Raw genomic sequence first — 18,560 nt, 5'->3', positions numbered from 1 at the left:
CATGCACTACGACGTTATCGTGATCGGCCTGGGCGCCATGGGCGCCGCCACCCTTTATCAACTGGCCAAGCGCGGCGTGCGCGTGGCCGGCGTTGACCGCTATGCGCCGCCCCACGACCAGGGCTCCAGCCATGGCGACACGCGCATCACCCGCCAGGCGGTGGGCGAGGGCGCGGCCTACGTGCCGCTGGCGCTCAATTCCCAACGCATCTGGCGTGAGCTGGAGGCGCAGAGCGGCGAGGCGTTGTTCGAAGCCTGCGGCATGCTGATGCTGAGCAGCAGCCAGGAGCCGACCCGCGGCCATGGCACGCCTGACTTCGGCGGCGAAACGGCAGCGCTGGCCAAACGCTTCGGCATCGAACACAGCCTGCTGGACGCCGCCGCCATCCGCCAGCGCTTCCCGCAATTCGGCGGCTTCGGCGATGCTGCCACCGGCTATTACGAGCCGGGCGCCGGTTATGTGCGCCCAGAGCGGGCCATCGACGTGCAGGTGCGGCTGGCCGAGCAGCTGGGCGCGGTCTTGCACACCAATACGCGGGTCGAGGCTATCGAGTCCGATGCCGGAGGCGTTCGGGTGCGCACGGGCAGCGGCACCCTTACGGCGGACAAGGCAATCGTCTGCGCGGGCATGTGGACGGGCCGGCTGCTGGGCGCATCGGTCGAGGGCTTGCTGAAGGTCTGTCGCCAGCAGCTGGTGTGGTTCGAGCTGGACGAGCCGGAGCGCTTTGCTGCCGGCTCGCCGGTGTACATCCTGCTGCACGGCGCGGCGGATACCGACAGTTGCTACGGTTTCCCGCCGCTGCCGGGCGAGAACGCCATCAAGGTCGCCACCGAGCAATACCGCGAAGGCTGCGACCCCGATGCGCTGGATCGCAGCGTCAGCCAGGCGGATATCGACGCCCTGTACGACGCCCACGTGGCTGGCCGGCTGCTCGGGGTTTCCCGGCGGGTGCTGAAGTCCAAGGTGTGCACCTACACCATTACGCCGGACTTCAACTTCATCATCGATACCCATCCGCAGATGGCCAACGTGACCCTGGTGTCGGCCTGCTCGGGGCACGGCTTCAAGCATTCCGCCGGTATCGGCGAGGCCCTGGCCATGCATCACTGCAATGAGATCGGCGCGGCTGACCTGTCGGCGTTTTCGCTGGCGCGATTCACGTCGTAGCCTGCTCGGGCGCTAGTGGCTTATCGACTGCAGCAGGGCAGGAGCAGCCACCCAGACCAACCTGTGGGAGCCCCGACCTCGGGGCGAAGCGATTGCAGCCTGACTGCCTATCGGCGGTGCCTGAGCGAATCGCCGCGAGGTCACGGCTCCCACAGTGGATCGGATAAGACCGCTTCGCCCCTTTGCAGCTCGTAGCCTGTGGTTGAGCGTAGCGATACCCAGGAGATCATCCTGGGTTTCGCTGCGCTCTACACCGGGCTACGGAATCGGCGTCAATCATCCAGCCAGCGATACATCACATGGCAATCCACCAGGCCCAGCGTGCGGTGGCGGTAGGCCTTGGGCAGGGTGCCGACGATGTCGAAACCGTGTTTCTGCCAGAGCGCCACGGCGACGGTGTTGCTGGCCACCACCGAGTTGAACTGCATGGCCTGGAAGCCCAGCTCGCGGGCGACCTGCAGCGAGTGCTGGCACAGCGCGCTCGCCACGCCCTTACCGCGGGCGGCGGGCGAGGTCATGTAGCCGCAGTTGCACACGTGGTCGCCCGGCCCTGCGGCGTTGGCCTTGATGTAGTAGGTGCCGAGGATCTGCCCGTGTTCTTCGGCCACGAAGGTGGCGCGGGGCAGCTCGACCCAGGTTTTCCAGGCCGTCTCACGATCCATGGCCGGGTCATAGGCGTAGGTTTCCTGGCCCTGGACGACATCGCGGATGATGGGCCAGACCTGATCGAAATCGGTTTCGTTAATGGGGCGGATATTCACGGGGTTTCCTGAGGGTTCATCACGCCTTGAACATGCGTGGGTCGTAGGTGAAATCGTAGGTGTCGACGATGCGGATGCGGCTGATGGCCGGGTGCTGCGGGTTGACCACCAGGTTGCGCTCCAGCGGCAGCACCGCGGACGGCACGATCAGGCCGAGGTGGCTGACGGCGCGCAGCCAGACGCTGCCGAAATCCATGCTCGGGCGATCCACCGGCAGCGCGTTCCAGCCTTGTGGCAGTTCGCCCGCTGCGGGCTCCCAGTAGAGGTCCGAATCGTCCGGCAGCTCGAAGCAGGTGATTTTCATCGGCATCGCCGGCGGGCCTTCGGCGTGCACGAAGGTTTCCAGGCAGCAGATGCCGGGGCTCAGGCCCATGTACACCGCGGCGATGTCCTGCTCGTTCCAGCGCCCGCCTTCGATGGCGGCGCCACGCCCGGACAGGTCGGTGGCTCGCTTGGCCTTGGCCACGCGCCAGGCACGCATCAGGCGGCGCCACCCCAATCGAGAGCATTGAGCACCCGGCGTACCTGCTTGGCGCCGATTTCCGTCTCGCAGAGCATGATCGGTGCCTGATCGCCGAGGGAGCGATTGGCGCGTGACATCCACTCGGCAGCTGCCTGGCGGCTTTCGAACACGTCCTCGGCCAATTGGCAGACCATGGCGATGCGATCCAGGCGCTCGGAGGCCACCGGATCGAGCACCTTGCGCTCGCGACGGCGACGTTCGAGGGTCGAGATCGAGGCGTTAAGAAGAATTTCCAGGCTGCGCTCAGGCAGGGTGAAGGTCGCCTTGACCGCTTGCACCAGGTCGGCGGCGAAGCCGTCGCGAATCTGCTGCAGGCGCTCGGCTTCACTGAGCTTTTCCCGGCCAGCACTGAAATCCCAGAAGGCGGCGACCACGGGCGAGTGGTCATCCTTGCCCTGTTTGGCCTGACGCATTGCGGTAACGGTCATGCTGCCTCCTTCATTTGAATTAAATTAAGCGTCAAATGAAGGTTACACCTTTGGATCCGTGCTTGCACGCTCGGCTGTCGGCTATTGATCGTAGCCCTCGGCAATATGCTGATCCTTGAGCTTCACGTAGTTGCCGGCGGTATAGCTGAAGAAATTGCGTTCCTTGTCGGTCAACGGCCGTGCCTGTTTCACCGGGCTGCCGACGTACAGGAAACCGCTCTCCAGCACCTTGCCCGGCGGCACCAGGCTGCCGGCGCCGATGATCACGTCATCCTCGACCACCGCGCCGTCCATCACCGTACTGCCCATGCCGACCAGGATGCGACTGCCCAGGGTGCAGCCGTGCAGCATCACCTTGTGGCCGATGGTCACTTCGTCGCCGATGATCAGCGGGAAGCCGTCCGGGTTGAACGGGCCGGCGTGGGTGATGTGCAGCACGCTGCCGTCCTGCACGCTGGTGCGCTTGCCGATGCGGATGCGGTGCATGTCGCCGCGGATCACGGTCAGCGGCCAAACGGAACTGTCCTCGCCGATTTCCACGTCGCCGATGACCACCGCCGAACTGTCGACGAACACCCGATCACCGAGCGTCGGCTTGGTGCCCTGATACGTACGAATCGCCACGATAGAAACCTCTGAAGTTACGTCGGGGGTTGATTGTAATTAAGATGACCGCCATATCACTGATCAGTGTTTTTAATTCATTCCACCACAGGTACCCGACGTGAGTGCGAACAATCCCCTGCTGCAAGATTTCGACCTGCCGCCGTATTCGTCCATCCTGCCCGAGCATGTAGAGCCGGCGGTGGATACCATTCTCGCCGAGAGCCGCAGCGTGGTCGCCAAGGTGCTGGCCAGCCAGGGCGATGCGCCGCGCTGGGAGAGTTTGATCGACGCGCTCGACGAGCAGGGCGCCAAGCTGGGCCGCGCCTGGAGCCCGGTCAGCCACCTCAATGCCGTGCGCAACAACCCCGAGCTGCGCGCCGCCTACGAGGCCTGCCTGCCGAAGCTGTCGGAATACTGGACGGAAATGGGCCAGAACCGCGCCCTGTTCCAGGCCTACGAGGCGCTGGCCGCCAGCCCCGAAGCGGCGAATTTCGATGTCGCGCAGAAGACCATTCTCGAACACGCCCTGCGTGATTTTCGCCTGTCCGGTATCGACCTGCCGCCCGAGCAGCAGAAGCGCTATGGCGAGATCCAGATGCGCCTGTCCGAGCTGGGCAGCCGCTTCTCCAACCAGCTGCTGGACGCCACCCAGGCCTGGACCAAGCACATCGAGGAAGAAAGCCTGCTGGCCGGCATCACCGAGTCGGCCAAGGCGCAGATGCAGCAGGCCGCCGAAGCCAAGAACCTCTCGGGCTGGCTGATCACCCTGGAATTCCCCAGCTACTACGCGGTGATGACCTACGCCGACAACCGCGCCCTGCGCGAAGAGCTTTACGCGGCTTATTGCACCCGCGCCTCGGACCAGGGCCCGAACGCCGGGCAGAACGACAACGGCCCGGTGATGGCCGAGATTCTCGAGCTGCGCCAGGAGCTGGCGCGCCTGCTGGGCTTCGGCAACTACGCCGAGTTGAGCCTGGCCAGCAAGATGGCCGAGTCCAGCGAACAGGTGCTGAGCTTCCTGCGCGACCTGGCGGTGCGCAGCAAGCCGTTCGCCGAGCAGGACCTGACCGAGCTGCGCGCCTTCGCCGCCGAGCAGGGCTGCAACGACCTTCAAAGCTGGGACGTGGGCTACTACAGCGAGAAGCTGCGTGAGCAGCGCTACAGCATTTCCCAGGAAATCCTGCGCGCGTACTTCCCGATCGACAAGGTGCTCGGCGGCCTGTTCGCCATCGTCGAGAAGCTCTACGGCATCCAGATCAAGGAGCTGCATGACTTCGACACCTGGCACCCGGACGTGCGCCTGTTCGAGATTTCCGAGAACGGCCAGCACGTCGGGCGCTTCTTCTTCGACCTCTACGCCCGCGCCAACAAGCGCGGCGGTGCCTGGATGGACGGGGCCCGCGACAAGCGCCGCGCGGTCGGTGGCGAGCTGGTCAGCCCGGTGGCCAACCTGGTGTGCAACTTCACCCCAGCGTCGGCGGGCAAGCCGGCGCTGCTGACTCACGACGAAGTCACCACGCTGTTCCACGAATTCGGCCATGGCCTGCATCACCTGCTGACCCGCGTCGAGCATGTCGGGGTGTCCGGCATCAACGGCGTGGCCTGGGACGCCGTGGAGCTGCCGAGCCAGTTCATGGAAAACTGGTGCTGGGAGCCCGAGGGCCTGGCGCTGATCTCCGGCCATTACCAGACCGGCGAGCCGCTGCCTCAGGACCTGCTCGATAAGATGCTGGCCGCCAAGAACTTCCAGTCCGGCCTGATGATGGTGCGCCAGCTGGAGTTCTCGCTGTTCGACTTCGAGCTGCACGTCACCCACGGCGATGGTCGCAGCGTGCTGGAGGTGCTCGAAGGCATCCGCGACGAGGTCTCGGTGCTGCGTCCGCCGGCTTACAATCGCTTCCCCAACAGCTTCGCGCATATCTTCGCCGGCGGTTACGCGGCCGGTTACTACAGCTACAAGTGGGCCGAGGTGCTGAGCGCCGATGCCTTCTCGAAGTTCGAGGAAGAGGGCGTGCTCAACCCGCAGACCGGTCGTGCGTTCCGCGAGGCGATTCTGGCGCGCGGTGGTTCCCAGGCGCCGATGGTGCTGTTCGTCGATTTCCGCGGCCGCGAGCCGAGCATCGACGCGCTGCTGCGCCATCTGGGCCTGAGTGCGGAGGCGGCATGAGCGACGCCCCTGTAGACGTCACGCCCAAGCGTTTCATCGCCGGGGCCGTGTGCCCGGCGTGCAGCGAGATGGACAGCATCAAGATGTGGAACGTCGACGGCGTGCCTCACCGCGAATGCGTGCAGTGCGGTTACGCCGACACCCTGGACGAGCGTGGCAACTCGGTCGCCAGGGAGCTGCCTACCCGCGTCAACGTCAGCGGCCTGACGCCGAAGAAACCGGCTGATCCCAAGGTCAAGGCGGTGCAGTTCTTTCCCAATCCAAAGCTGAAGAAGCCCGAATAGGTTTCACCTCGCGGAAACGAAACAAGCGCCCCAGGGCGCTTGTTTCGTTTCAGGAGCGGGCAATCAACTCGTCGATAATGCTTCGGCGGGTTTCTTGCTCTTCCTGGCGCGCAGCAGGCTGTACGCGTGCCAGAGCACCGACAGCGCCGCCAAGCCGAGGAACAGCGCCGAGATCGGGCTGGTCAGGAAGGCGGTGAAACTACCGTCGGAAAGCATCAGCCCGCGGCGCAGGTTGGTCTCGGCCATCGGCCCGAGGATGAAACCGATGATGAACGGCGGCGCCGGCATGCCGGCCTTGATGAAGCCGTAGCCGAGAATGCCGAACAGCAGGATGCTCCACGCATCGAACAGGCGGCTGTTGAGGCCGAAGGCCCCGACCACGCAGAGCACCAGAATGATCGGCAGCAGGATGTGCTTGGGCACCGACAGCAGCTTGATGAAGATGCGCAGGCCGTAGAACTCCAGCACCAGCATGATCACCGTGGCCAGGATCAGCGCGGCGAAGATGGTGTACACCAGCGGCCCCTGGGTGATGAACAGCAACGGGCCGGGCTGGATGCCGTGGATCAGGAAGCCGCCGAGCAGCATGGCGGTCACCGTGTCACCCGGAATGCCGAGGGTCAGCAGCGGCACCATGGCGCCACCGATGGCCGCGCTGTTGCAGGTTTCGCTGGCCACCACGCCGCCGGGGTTGCCCTTGCCGTAGGAGTCCGGGTCCTTGGCGCGCTTCTTCGCCACGATGTAGGAAATGATGTTCGAAGTGCCCGAGCCCACGCCCGGCAGCACGCCGATGCCCAGGCCGATCATCGCCGAGCGGAAGGCGTTGCGCAGCTGGCCGACGAACTCTTTCAGCGAGAAGCCGAAGCCGCGCACCTTGGACATGTCCAGTGGCTTGACCTTGGTCATGCCGGCGTGGCGCCCGGTCTCGGCCAGGCGAATCACCTCGGCCACGGCGAACATGCCGATCATCACCGCCAGCATGGCGAAGCCGCCGTTGAGGTTGGACTGGTCGAAGGTGAAGCGACGGATCGCATCCACCGGGGCAATGCCGACGGTGGAGAAGGCGAAGCCCAGGGCGCCGGAGAACACGCCCTTGGTCAGCGAGCCGGTGGACAGCGTGGCGATCAGGGTCAGGGAGAAGATGGCGATGGCGAAGTATTCGTGGGGGCCGAAACTGAGCGCCACCTTGGCCAGCATCGGGGCGATGAACATCAGTGCGCCGATCCCGAAGAAGGTGCCCAGGAACGAGAACACGATACCGATGCCGAGGGCCTTGAAGCCTTCGCCCTTTTCCATCATCGGCCCGCCATCGAACACCGTGGCGATCGAGGAGGGCGTGCCGGGAATCTTCAGCAGGATCGACGGGATCAGGCTGCCGGAAATCGCCCCCACGTAGAGCGCTACCAGCAGCGACAGGCCGGCGGCCGGGCCCATGGTGAAGGTCAGCGGCAGGCACAGCGCCACGGCCATGGTGGCCGACAGGCCCGGCACGGCGCCGAAGATGATGCCGACCACCACGCCGATGGTGATGAGGATGAAGATCTGCAGCGAGAAAACGGCGGCGAAGCCGTGTGTCATCAGGTCGAGCATGGCGCGCCTCCTAGATGTTCAGCACGCCGGAGGGCAGCATCAGATCGAAGCCCTGGCGGAAGATGAGGTAGATGACGATGGCCGAGATGCTCGCCGTGATCGCGTAGGTCAGGTGGCCGATCTTCTGCCCGTGGGGCGTCAGCACGATGAACTGCAGGTACAGGTAGATCGCCGTGACGATGGGAAAGCCGATGGGCTCCAGGGTGGCGATGTAGGCGGCGATCAGCGCCAGGGTCTTGATCACCGTGCCGTACTCCGAGACCTCGCCCTTGTTGTCGTCGGCCGGGCTATCTGCGGCCGGCGGGTTGCGAAAGCCGAATACCAGCTGCAGCACGCCCAGCCCGCACATGAAGATCGCCAGCACGTAGGGCACGAACGCGGCGTCGATGAACGACTTGCGCGGCAGGCTCATGGTGGCCAGCAGGTAAGCGATGCCGGCGGCCAGCATGAAGCTGCCGGTGATCAGCTCTTTTCGCTTGAAAGCATCCACAGCGAACTCCTATGGATCGGGGAATGAAAAAGCCGCAAGCGTGGGCTTGCGGCTGCCGGGGATCAGTTCGATTGCCGCAGGGCGTCCTTGAACTGCATGAACTCCTCGCGGTGTTCCTTGAGCATGGCGATGGCGTCGTCCGTGCCGTAGTAGGCCACCGGCTGCTTGTAGGTCTTGGCCAGTTCCTCGCCGTAGCTGGGGATCTCGGTGATCTGTTTCATGACCTCGGCCATCTTGGCGACGATGGCGGCGTCGGTGCCTTTGGGAAAGGCCACCACGTAGGGCTTCTCGACGATCAGGTCGACGTCCTTCTCGCGGAAGGTGGGGATGTCGCCGACCAGCGGGTTGCGCTCCTCGTTGGGCTGCGCCAGGGCGTTCATCGCGCCGCTCTGGATGTAGTCCTGCAGCGCGCCGTAGCTGATCGCGCCCATGTCGATGCGCCCGCCCAGCAGCGCGACGATGCGCTCGGCCACGGTGCCGGTGTCGATGTAGCGCAGCTCGGTACCGGTGCGTTTCTCGAACATCAGGCCCTGCAGGTGGGAGAAGTTACCCATCTCGGTGCCGTAGGAGATGCTCTTGGGCTTTTCCTTGGCCTGGGCGATCAGCTTCTCGACGCTGTCGATACCCGACTGCTTGGAGGCTACGAAGATCGACGCCTTGTCGACGCCGGCGATGCAGGAAATGTCGAAGGCGTCATAGCTGTCTTCGCTGAGGCCGGCGACTTCGTTGACGATCAACTGGCCGGTGTGGGTAAACAGAATGGTGTGGCCGTCAGCCGATGATTCTTTTACGTGGGAGGCGGCCACCGTGCCGCCGCCACCGCCCATATTGGTGATCACCATCGGTTTGCCGGTGATCTGGGTGAAGTACTTGGCCATCATGCGGGCGTTGAAGTCAGTGTCGCCGCCGGCGTTGGCCGGCACCACGACCTGTACCGCGCGGGTCGGCCAGTTCGGTTCCTGGGCGAAGCTGGTGGCGGAAGTGGTCAGCAGGGCTGCGGACAGCAAGGTCGCGGACAGAATTTTATTCATTGGAAGTTCTCCGATAACGCCACGCCTGAACAACTCGATGGCTTGTTTCCAGCGCGCACTTAATAGGAAGCCCAATCCGCCTGATAATTAATCAGCAGGTAAGTCATATGGCGATTGGGGATGGCGAGGCGGCGTTAGTGCCGGTCTGGACTGCTGCGGGGACTCATGGCGAGAGCGGATCCTATGATTATTATTAGTTGGTGTCGTACGTTGTCATATGACGACGAGAAGATGATTGTCTGCGTTGTTCGGCCTGTCAATGAAGCATCTTTCGATAAACCGATTCATAATGTTTAATTTTTATAAATAATTGATTAATAAGTGTTTTATTAAATGTTTCATTATCTTTCTTATTATGCTGCTTTCGATATTGTTTATTGAGTAAGCGAATTATTGCCGATTAATAGTTCATGAATGAGCGGATTCTTGCCTATTTAATTTTTGTTATACGATGACTTATGATTTGGTCGGTGACAGTGACTTGCTCGCCTAACTTCTCGTCGCGGCTCAGTAAGCCTTGCCATGTATTGCCGCCAGTGCTCACTTCTCCAGCCGAGCTCTGGGTACAGCGGTTTCTTTCTCTGACTGCCGAGTTCGCACTGTCGCGTCAGCGGCGATCCTGACCATTCCCAGCGGAGTGCCATTGCATGAGCCACCTGCCAGCCGAACTGCTACGGACCCTGGGCGAGATCGTCGGCCCGGCCGGCCTGATCGATGACCAGGCCGCCATGCAGGCCTACCTCAGCGACTGGCGTAACGCCTACCGCGGCCGCGCCGCGTTGGTGGTGCGCCCGGCCTCCACCGAGGAAGTGGCCGCAGTGGTTCGTGCCTGCCACCAGGCCGGTGTGGCGCTGGTGCCCCAGGGCGGCAACACCGGGCTGTGTGGCGGGTCGATCCCCGACGACTCGGGGCGCCAGGTGGTGATATCGATGACCCGCCTGACCCGGATTCGTGACGTCGATGCGGGCAACGAAACCATCACCGTCGAGGCTGGCGTGTTGCTTCAGCAGGTGCAGGAAGCCGCCGCCGCGGTAGGCCGTCAGTTTCCCTTGTCGCTCGGCGCCGAGGGCAGTTGCACCATCGGCGGCAACCTGGCGACCAATGCCGGCGGCACCGCTGTGCTGCGCTACGGCAACATGCGCGACCTGACCCTGGGCGTCGAAGTGGTGCTGCCCGATGGGCGCCTCTGGAATGGCTTGCGCGGCCTGCGCAAGGACAACACCGGCTATGACCTCAAGCACCTGTTCATCGGCAGCGAAGGCACCCTGGGCGTCATCACCGCGGCGGTGCTCAAGCTCTACCCGGCGGTGCGCAGCCGCACCACCGCCTGGGTTGCGCTGCCCAGCCCGCAGGCGGCGGTGGAGCTGATCGGCCGTATGCGCGCATTGTGTGGCGATCGGCTGACCGGGTTCGAGCTGATGTCGCGGCAGAGCGTAGCGTTCGTGCTGCGCCACGTACCGGGTTGCAGCAATCCCTTCGCCGAGGAGCATCCTTGGTACGTGTTGATCGAACTCAGTGACACGCTGCCCGACGCACCGCTCAACGCCATGTTGGAAACCGGCCTCGGTGCCGCCTTCGAGCAGGGCGAGGCGCTGGACGCCGTGGTGGCCAGCAACGAGGCGCAGGTCGTGGCGTTGTGGAAGCTGCGTGAGGGCATTTCCGAAGCGCAGAACCACGAGGGGCCGAGCCTCAAGCACGACATCAGCGTGCCGGTCAGCTCCATCGCCGTCTTCATCGCCCAGGCGGACGAGCGCCTGCAGCAGGCGTTCCCGGGTGTGCGCATCGTCTGCTACGGCCACGTTGGTGACGGCAACCTGCACTACAACATCAGCAAGCCGGTAGGCAGCGAGGATGCTCCGTTCAAGGCCCAGGCGGAGGCGATCATGCACATCATCTACGACGTGACCGCGGCGTTCTCCGGCAGCATCAGCGCCGAGCATGGCCTCGGCCAGGCCAAGCGCGAGGCGGCGCAGCGCTACAAGGACCCGCTGGAACTGGAGCTGATGCGCAGCCTCAAGCAGACGCTGGATCCTTCCGGTTTGATGAACCCCGGCAAGCTGCTCTGATCCTGCGCCTGGAGTTCACGCGGGGCGTGACGGATACTGCCGGCCTCCCGTGACCGGAATAAGGACGTTTCTCGTGCGCCTGCTGCTTTTGCCCCTGCTTGCCATCGCCCTGCCTGCGCTGGCCGATGTGCGTATCGACGATCTCACCGACAAACGCAGCGATTGGGAAACCTACCGCTTCCCGCTGCTGGTCGGCGATAGCCCGGCCACCGCCCGGATCAACACCTTCCTGCAGGCGCGCGAGTTGCAGGCGCTGCCGGGGCGCTTCGCCAAATCACCCTTCGAGAAGGTGCAGCCCAAGGAGGGCGAGCACTGGGGCGTGAACAGCCTCGATTACCAGGTCATCGGCCAGGGCCCGGGTTATCTGTCGCTGAACGTCGACGGTGAATACACCGCTGCCTATAGCAGCCAGGGTTCGCGGGGCTACAATTTCGATCTGGTCAGCGGCCGCCCCATCGGCTTGCCACAATTGCTCAGCCCCGAGGGGCTGCTGCGTCTTCAGGGCGAACTGCAGGCGCAGCGGGTCAAGCGCCTGGAGGATTTTCTCAAGGCCATGCCGCCGAGCAAGCCGGAAAAACCAGGCACGTTGACTGACGATGAGCAGTGGCTGGAAGACCAGCGCGCCATGTACACCGAATGCCTCGACACGCGTCGCGACGCCAGCCTCGACTACGACCGCCTGCAACTGGGTGCTGACAGCCTGACCGTGATCGGCGAGACCTGCGCCAACCACGCCAGCCGCGCGCTGGACGAGCTTGGCGATTTCCCCAACAGTGTCAGCTACCAGCCCCTGAGCGCCGACCTCAGCCCCTACGGCCGCTGCCTGCTGCTGGAAAAACGCAACGATTGCACCCTGCCGGCGAACAGTACGGCGCAAGGCGTTTACCACGGCAGCATCGGGCCTTATCCGATCACCCTGGTGATCGAGCAGCTGTATAGCGACCACAGCCTGTCCGCCAGCTACTTCTACGACAAGCACGCCAGGCAGATCGAACTGGGCGGCGAGTTCCAGCAGGACTTCCTCACCTTTCACGAAAGCGGCGAACCACCGGCCCGCTTCGAACTCGAATTCCAGGCCGATGGCAGCTTGACCGGCACCTGGCAGCAGGGCGAGAAACCGCCGCTGGCCGTGAGACTCACCCCGTAGCGTTCGACGAGGAGGACTTATGTGGCATCTGGTCTGTGGTGACAATGCCGTCGCCGGCGTCACCCATGTGATCGGCCAGGAGGCCGCCGAGGCCGGCCTGCGTGTGCTGCGCGACGACCTGGCCGTCGGCCCGCTGGGCGATGTCGACGCGCCCCCCTGTGCGGCCCGCGTGGCGTTCTGGCGTGGGGTATGGCCGGCGGGCGTGACGCCGGTACCGGATTTTGCCGCGGACCTGCCCGCCGATGCGCGGTGGCTCGCCGATCTGACCCGCCAGCAGCGGCCGGTGACCGTCTGGCACGGCGACAGCGCCAGCGAGCAATTGCTGCTGGCGCGTGTGGCTCACGGCCTCGAAGGCAGCGGCGTCGCCCTGCTCGAAGTGGCCTGCGGCACCGGCAACAGCTGGGTGCAGAGCCGCAAGGCAGTGGCCATGCACGCTCCGCAGGCGCTGCTGGAGTTGGCCAACCCGCAGCCGGTCGGGCCTGAGCGCCTCGCCGCGCTGGCGGCGCAGTGGCGTGCCGTGGTTGCCGATGGCGGGTTGATTCATCGCTGGCAGGCTGGCGCGTTCAGCGCCGAGGATTACCAGGCCATCGACGCGGCACTGCTGCGCCACGCCCGCGCCGAGCCACAACCCTTGGCACGGGTGATGGCCGAAGTGATGGCGCGCTGCGACGGCTTCTTCGCCACCGACTTCTTCCTGTTCTGGCGTGCCCGCGAGCTGGCCGACAGCGGCCAGCTGGTGCTCGGCGGTGAGCCGGGCGAGCACGGTTACTCGGGGCTGCAGGTGCGCCGCAGCAGCTGATTCAGCCGCTGAAGGGCACCTCTAAAAACTACCTACGTTGTCAGCGCGGCGTTAAAAACAGGCTAAAAATGCTCATTTACAGCACGTAAACTCCGCTTTTTAGCCTGTTTTTGCCTTGCGCTGACTGCCTCGCCGACGTTTTTAGAGCTGCCCTGAAGAACTCGCCCGGCGTGGCGCCGAACTGCTGGCGAAAGGCGGCGATAAAGGCCGAGGTGGAGTCGTAGCCGCAGAGCAGGGCGACATCGGTGACCCGCTCGCCGCGCTCCAGCGGGGTCAGCGCTCCGAGCAGGCGCAGGCGCTGGCGCCAGGCGCGGAAGGTCAGACCGGTGTCGCGCAGGAACAGGCGGCTCAGGGTCTTTTCCGACACGCCGAGCCCTTCGCCCCAGGCGGCCAGGGTGCGGTCATCGTCTGGTTTTTTCTGCAACTGGCTGCACAAGGTGCGAAGGCGCGTATCGCCTGGCCACGGCAGCGACAGGTGCACCTCGGGCGCCGCGCGCAGGCGGTCGAGCAGCACCTGAGCCAGGCGGCCGTCCGGCCCGCTTTCGTCGTACTCCACCGGCAGCTCGCAGAAGCTGCGGATCAGCTCGCGGGTCAGCGCATCCACGCCCAGCACCCGGCAGGTTTGCGCTGTGCGCTCGGAATTGTCGTTCTGCAGGTAGAGGCTGCGCATTTCAGTGTTCGGCGAGCTGAGCACTTCGTGTTCCAGGCCGGCGGGAATCCAGATGGCCCGCTGCGGCGGTGCGACGAAGCGGCCGGCTGCGGTGTGTACGTGCAGCACGCCCTGAATGGCATAGGTCAACTGCACCCAGGCATGGCTGTGGCGCGGCGTGCCGGTCTGGCGCGGCAGGGATTCGTTGCGTGCATAGAGCGGGCGCGGCAGGCGTTCCAGTTGCGGAATACTGCGTTCGGCGATGCTGTTCTGTCCGTTAGTCGACATGATTTGGCTTTATGGCGTTAGTCGGCAATTTTCGTGCAGGGTAAAGTGAGCACCTTCGTGTGGCAACTGCCTGCCTCGACTGCCCGGAATCTTTACCCATGGCCCGCTCTCGCTTACTGCCCGATAACTTCACCCTGACGTTGATCGCCGTCGTGCTCACCGCCACCTTCCTGCCCGTCAGTGGCCAGGCGGCAGTCGCATTCGGCTGGATCACCAACCTGGCCATCGCCCTGCTGTTCTTCCTGCATGGCGCCAAGCTGTCGCGTGAGGCGATCCTTGCCGGTGCCGGCCACTGGCGCCTGCATCTGTTGGTGTTCAGCTGCACCTTCATTCTGTTCCCGCTGCTCGGTCTGGCGCTCAAGCCACTGCTGTCGCCAATGATCGGCACCGAGCTGTACCTGGGCATGCTTTACCTGTGCGCCCTGCCGGCCACCGTGCAGTCGGCCATCGCCTTCACCTCGCTGGCACGCGGCAACATCCCGGCGGCGATCTGCAGTGCGGCGGCTTCCAGCCTGTTCGGCATCTTTCTCACGCCGCTACTGGTGGCACTGCTGATGGACGTGCACGGCAGCGGCGGCTCGCTGCTCGGTGCCATCGGCAAGATCACCCTGCAGTTGCTGGTGCCGTTCATCCTCGGCCAGATCGCCCGGCGCTGGATCGGTGCCTGGGTTGGCCGCAACAAGAACTGGCTCAAGTACGTCGACCAGAGTTCGATCCTGCTGGTGGTCTACACCGCCTTCAGTGCGGCGGTGGTCGAAGGCTTGTGGAATCAGGTGTCCTGGCCGACCCTGGGCCTGCTGATCCTCTCCTGCTGCCTGTTGCTGGCCCTGGCGCTGGGTATCACCGCGCTGCTCGGCAAGGTGTGCGGCTTCAACCAGGAAGACCGCATCACCATCCTGTTCTGTGGCTCGAAGAAGAGCCTGGCCACCGGTGTGCCGATGGCCCAGGTGTTGTTCGCCGGCAGCAGCATCGGCCTGATGATCCTGCCGATGATGCTGTTCCACCAGATCCAGCTGATGGTCTGCGCGGTACTCGCCCAGCGCTATGCACGCCGTCCGGAAACCGCCGTCGAAGCGCCGGCCGTGCAGCCGGCGCCCGTCGCCAAGGCGCCGTGACGCGTATCGCGCCGGGGGCTGCTAGAACAGTTTGTGCACGAAGCTGAGCACGAACTTGTTGCCCTCCGTGCGGTTCTCGGCGCCCTGTTCGAAGTAGCTGTTGGCGGTCAGGATGTTCTCCTTCGAGAAGCTGTAGGTCAGCCCCGGGCCGATGGCCCAGACCTGTTCGCGCCGGCCGCTGACGTCGCGGCCGTCGACCTCGGTATCGCTGATCTGCTTGAGCCAGTAGCCGGCCAGGCCGATGCTCAGTTTGTCGTCGAGCGCGTACTGGGTGGCGAAGTTGGCATGCAGCGCTTGGCCGGCCTGGGTGCTCGATACATCGCCGAAGGCCGTTGACGGGTCGCGGTTCTTGGCATTCCACAGGTACCAGAAGCGCCCGCTGACCGACCACCTGGGCGTGAACCAGTAGGTCGCCGCGTAGTAGGGGTTGAACGACCAGAAATTGCCGCCGGGGTTGACCGACTTGTCGCGATCATAGGCCCCGGTGGGCAGGATCACCTCGGCCTCGATGCGCTGGGCGAACAGTGGCGAGCCGTCGGCGCGAGTGGTCAGCGAGGATTGCAGGAACGCCCCCAGCACGGTGTCGCCCACGCCTTCGCGTGAGCTGAGCGCGGCGTTGTCGAGGCCATCGTCTACCTCGGCATGGGCCAGCCAGGGCACGATCACCGTGAAACCGGGCATCCAGCCGCCCGCCATCGGCTGGCCCAGGTGAATGTACTGGGTGACCGGCGCGAAGGTCTCGATCTCCTGCTTGGGCAGCGGCAGCTTGTCGCCGTGCTCGTCGTTGAAGCGCGAAGCCTTGCCGTAGATCAGGTACTCGACCAGGTAGTTGCCGGGCCCGCCGGGCAACGGCGAGCCGTCGTAGAAGCTGGTGGAGCCGAGGTTGACCGAGGGTTGGTCGTAGGCCTGGGCTGTGCCTGCCAGCGCAGCCAGGCCGAGGGTCAGAAGCGGGAGACGTGATGCGTGCATGGTGATGATCCTTGTCTTGTTGTTCTTGTCGTAGATCGTGGTGCAGCCTCGGCGAGGCTCACACGTAGCTGGCTGCCAGCCCGCCATCGACCGGGATGTTGGCGCCGCACACCCAGCGCGCCGCATCCGAGCAGAGGAACAGCACCACGGCAGCTACTTCGTCAGCCAGGGCCGGGCGCTTCATGTGGCGTCCGTCGCGCTCCAGGCGCTCGTCGCTGAGCATCTGCACGAAGTCACCGAGGATCGGCGTGAATACCGGGCCGGGCGCCACGCAGTTCATGCGCACGTCGTGTTCGCGAAACCAGGGCGAGGCGTTCTGGTACGTCCAGACGATCAACGCTTCCTTGAAGTACTGGTAACAGGTGGCCTGCTCGACCGGATTGGCGTCCAGCCAGGTGCCGCCGGCCGCGAAACCCGATGTGGCGGCCAGGGCCTTGTGCGCGGCGAGGCGCTGTGGCCACTCGGCGCCGAGAATCGACGCGGCATTGACGATGCAGCCGCCAGCCAGACGCGACAGCAGGCCCTCGCTGAGGTGGCGCAGGCCCAGGTAATTGACCCGGCCGACCAGCTCGGCCGGCGCGGTGCCGGGTACGCCGGCGATGTTGCACAGGCCGTCGATGCGCTCGGGCAGGCGGGCGATGACCTGGTCGATGCTCGTCGGGTCGCCCAGATCCACTTGGTGATAGGCGTGCACGCTGATCTGCGGCTCGTGGCGATCCAGGGCGATCACACGGGCGCCGGCGCAGCGTGCCAGTCGAGCCACTTCGGCGCCGATACCGGAAGCGGCGCCAGTCACGATCAGGGTCTTGTCATGCAGGTTCATGGTGCGTCCTCTTGTTCTTGTTGTGGGCAAATCGGTTGAAGCGTCAGAAGGGGTATTGCGGCGGCGTGTCCTTGACCGTCACCCATTGCCACTGGGTGAATTCGTCCCAGTTGGCGGGGCCGCTCATGCTGCCGCCGTTGCCGGAATTGCCACGGCCGCCGAATGGGTTGACGCCATCGTCGTTCACGGTCTGGTCGTTGATGTGCAGCATGCCGGCGCGTAGTTGGGCGCCGATCGCCATGGCGCGGCCTATGGAGCGTGAGATCACCGCCGCGGCGAGGCCGTATTCGCTGCGGTTGGCCAGTTCGACGGCCTCTTCGTCGCTGGCGAAGCTGGCCACGCAGGCCACCGGGCCGAACAGCTCGGTGTCGAAGGCCGGCATGCCCGGCGCCAGATGGCTGAGCACGGTGGGCTGATAGAACAGCCCCTCGTACTGGCCGCCCACCTGCAGGCGCGCACCGGCCACCACGCTGTCGAGCACCAGTTGATGGGTTCGTACCAGCTGGTTCTCGTTGATCATCGGGCCCAGCTCCACGTCACCGCCGGCCGGGTCGCCCAGGCGCAGGCGCCGGGTGCGCTCGACCAAACCCTCGACGAAGCGCTCGTGCAGCGACTCGTGCACCAGGATCAGCCCGCTGGCCATGCAGATCTGTCCCTGATGCAGGAAGGCGCCCCAACTGGCGCAACTCAGGGCGCGCTCCAGGTCGGCGTCGTCGAGAATGATCAGCGGGTTCTTGCCGCCCAACTCCAGCGCCACTTTCTTGAGGTGGCGCCCGGCGGTTTCCGCGACCTTGCGCCCGGCTGCGGTGGAGCCGGTGAAGGCGATCATCCGCACGTGCGGGTCGCTGCACAGCGCCGCGCCGGCATCGGCACCGCCGGGCAGCACGTGCAACACACCCTCGGGCAGGCCGGCCAGCTCGAACAGCCGGGCGATCAAGAAGCCGCCGGCGATCGGCGTCTGTGGGTCGGGCTTGAGCACCACCGCGTTGCCTGCCGCCAGTGCCGGGGCCACGGCGCGGATCGACAGGATGAGCGGGAAATTGAACGGCGAGATCACCCCGACCACGCCGTGGGGCAGGCGCCGCGCGTAGGACAGCGTAGCGGTGTTGCTCGGCAGCACCAGACCGTGGGGCTGCATCACCTGGCCGGCGGCGAGCTGCAGGAATAGCACCGCCTCACGCACCTCATGCTGGGCCTTGGGCAGGATGCCGCCGGTTTCACGGGCGATGAACAGCGCGCACTCGTCGGCCTGGGCCTGCAGCAGCCCGGCGGCGCGCAGAAAGATATCGGCACGCTGGCGCGGCGGCACGGCCTCCCAGGCCGGCTGTTGGGCGGCTGCCGCCGCAGTAGCGATGGCGACATCCTCGGCGCGAGCCTGGCCGGTGATGGCCAGGCGTTCACCCGTGGCCGGCTCGATGACGGCGTTGCATCCTCCCGCCAGGGGCGGCCGCCAGGTGCCGGAAAACAGTTTGGCGGCCCATATGCCTTCATCCAGCAGTGCAGCAGTCGATTCTGATCGTGGCAGTCGAGACATGGTGTCTCCTTGGAGTATTGTTGTTTTGAGTGATGTGCCGGTGGCATCAGCACTGATCGCAAGGAGCGTGCCCAGCCATGTGGGGGCACTGAGCGATTTGGATAATCCATAACAATTTCAAT

Annotated in this window: 17 protein-coding genes and 1 pseudogene; 7 read left to right on the top strand and 11 right to left on the bottom strand. The window is 64.9% G+C overall.

What is annotated here, in order from left to right; translation table 11 throughout:
- The first annotated feature begins 1 nt into the window (after position 1).
- Positions 2-1,168 (top strand): N-methyl-L-tryptophan oxidase, encoded by a 1,167-nt coding sequence (gene solA / locus BVH01_RS02940; protein ID WP_075928884.1) that lies wholly within the window; start codon positions 2-4, stop codon positions 1,166-1,168.
- 272 nt (positions 1,169-1,440) lie between these two features.
- Here solA and BVH01_RS02935 read toward each other — a convergent pair whose 3' ends face one another.
- From BVH01_RS02935 to BVH01_RS02920, 4 genes are all read right to left on the bottom strand, one after another.
- A complete protein-coding gene (locus BVH01_RS02935; protein ID WP_075928883.1) occupies positions 1,441-1,929 on the bottom strand; it encodes a GNAT family N-acetyltransferase in 489 nt (162 codons plus the stop codon).
- Between the two features lie 19 nt (positions 1,930-1,948).
- Positions 1,949-2,410, bottom strand: a complete 462-nt coding sequence (locus tag BVH01_RS02930; protein ID WP_075928882.1) for an RES family NAD+ phosphorylase — start codon at positions 2,408-2,410, stop codon at positions 1,949-1,951.
- Positions 2,410-2,880, bottom strand: a complete 471-nt coding sequence (locus BVH01_RS02925; RefSeq protein ID WP_027908501.1) for an antitoxin Xre/MbcA/ParS toxin-binding domain-containing protein — start codon at positions 2,878-2,880, stop codon at positions 2,410-2,412. Before BVH01_RS02925 ends, BVH01_RS02930 begins: the two co-directional genes overlap by 1 nt.
- Positions 2,881-2,961: 81 nt before the next feature.
- On the bottom strand, positions 2,962-3,504 hold the full coding sequence (locus BVH01_RS02920) for a gamma carbonic anhydrase family protein (protein WP_027908502.1): 543 nt from the start codon (positions 3,502-3,504) through the stop codon (positions 2,962-2,964).
- Between the two features lie 100 nt (positions 3,505-3,604).
- On the opposite strand from BVH01_RS02920, the gene prlC reads away from it, so the two are divergent.
- Positions 3,605-5,653 (top strand): oligopeptidase A, encoded by a 2,049-nt coding sequence (gene prlC, locus BVH01_RS02915; RefSeq protein ID WP_075928881.1) that lies wholly within the window; start codon positions 3,605-3,607, stop codon positions 5,651-5,653.
- Entirely contained in the window at positions 5,650-5,937 is a 288-nt protein-coding gene (locus BVH01_RS02910) for a YheV family putative zinc ribbon protein (protein ID WP_075928880.1), read from the top strand. The genes prlC and BVH01_RS02910 overlap by 4 nt, the downstream gene beginning before the upstream one ends.
- A 63-nt stretch (positions 5,938-6,000) precedes the next feature.
- Here the strand turns inward: BVH01_RS02910 and BVH01_RS02905 are convergent, their stop codons facing one another.
- The 3 genes from BVH01_RS02905 to BVH01_RS02895 form a co-directional block, all read right to left on the bottom strand.
- Positions 6,001-7,527, bottom strand: a complete 1,527-nt coding sequence (locus BVH01_RS02905) for a tripartite tricarboxylate transporter permease (RefSeq protein WP_075928879.1) — start codon at positions 7,525-7,527, stop codon at positions 6,001-6,003.
- Positions 7,528-7,537: 10 nt separating this feature from the next.
- The gene (locus BVH01_RS02900) at positions 7,538-8,017 is read right to left on the bottom strand and encodes a tripartite tricarboxylate transporter TctB family protein (protein WP_075928878.1); all 480 of its coding nucleotides are present in this window, start codon (positions 8,015-8,017) and stop codon (positions 7,538-7,540) included.
- Between the two features lie 62 nt (positions 8,018-8,079).
- Positions 8,080-9,048 (bottom strand): tripartite tricarboxylate transporter substrate binding protein, encoded by a 969-nt coding sequence (locus BVH01_RS02895; protein ID WP_075928877.1) that lies wholly within the window; start codon positions 9,046-9,048, stop codon positions 8,080-8,082.
- A gap of 647 nt (positions 9,049-9,695) precedes the next feature.
- On the opposite strand from BVH01_RS02895, the gene BVH01_RS02890 reads away from it, so the two are divergent.
- The 3 genes from BVH01_RS02890 (at position 9,696) to BVH01_RS02880 (ending at position 13,060) form a co-directional block, all read left to right on the top strand.
- Positions 9,696-11,114, top strand: a complete 1,419-nt coding sequence (locus BVH01_RS02890; RefSeq protein WP_075928876.1) for an FAD-binding oxidoreductase — start codon at positions 9,696-9,698, stop codon at positions 11,112-11,114.
- A 73-nt stretch (positions 11,115-11,187) separates the two neighbouring features.
- Positions 11,188-12,261 carry a hypothetical protein gene (locus tag BVH01_RS02885; RefSeq protein WP_075928875.1) on the top strand — a complete coding sequence of 358 codons (1,074 nt, stop codon included), beginning with the start codon at positions 11,188-11,190 and terminating at the stop codon, positions 12,259-12,261.
- Between the two features lie 19 nt (positions 12,262-12,280).
- Positions 12,281-13,060, top strand: a complete 780-nt coding sequence (locus tag BVH01_RS02880) for a DUF1835 domain-containing protein (RefSeq protein WP_075928874.1) — start codon at positions 12,281-12,283, stop codon at positions 13,058-13,060.
- Positions 13,061-13,211: 151 nt separating this feature from the next.
- Here the strand turns inward: BVH01_RS02880 and BVH01_RS02875 are convergent.
- Positions 13,212-13,997: pseudogene (locus tag BVH01_RS02875) on the bottom strand (helix-turn-helix transcriptional regulator); the annotation flags it as partial.
- 98 nt (positions 13,998-14,095) lie between these two features.
- Between BVH01_RS02875 and BVH01_RS02870 the strand changes: the two are divergent.
- A complete protein-coding gene (locus BVH01_RS02870) occupies positions 14,096-15,112 on the top strand; it encodes a bile acid:sodium symporter family protein (protein WP_075928873.1) in 1,017 nt (338 codons plus the stop codon).
- Between the two features lie 21 nt (positions 15,113-15,133).
- On the opposite strand, the gene BVH01_RS02865 is transcribed toward BVH01_RS02870, so the two are convergent.
- From BVH01_RS02865 to BVH01_RS02855, 3 genes are read right to left on the bottom strand one after another with little or no spacing between them, the layout of a single operon-like run.
- Positions 15,134-16,081, bottom strand: coding sequence for a transporter (locus BVH01_RS02865; protein ID WP_075928872.1), 948 nt, complete (start codon positions 16,079-16,081; stop codon positions 15,134-15,136).
- A gap of 58 nt (positions 16,082-16,139) precedes the next feature.
- Entirely contained in the window at positions 16,140-16,904 is a 765-nt protein-coding gene (locus BVH01_RS02860) for a coniferyl-alcohol dehydrogenase (protein ID WP_075928871.1), read from the bottom strand.
- A 43-nt stretch (positions 16,905-16,947) separates the two neighbouring features.
- Positions 16,948-18,438, bottom strand: a complete 1,491-nt coding sequence (locus BVH01_RS02855) for a benzaldehyde dehydrogenase (RefSeq protein ID WP_075928870.1) — start codon at positions 18,436-18,438, stop codon at positions 16,948-16,950.
- Positions 18,439-18,560: the final 122 nt, after the last annotated feature.

Origin of the sequence: Pseudomonas sp. PA1(2017), from assembly GCF_001945375.1 — a bacterium.
Taxonomy (GTDB): Bacteria; Pseudomonadota; Gammaproteobacteria; order Pseudomonadales; family Pseudomonadaceae; genus Aquipseudomonas.
The sequence above is the reverse complement of the archived record's forward strand: the minus strand, read 5'-3'. Positions and strand labels throughout refer to the sequence as shown.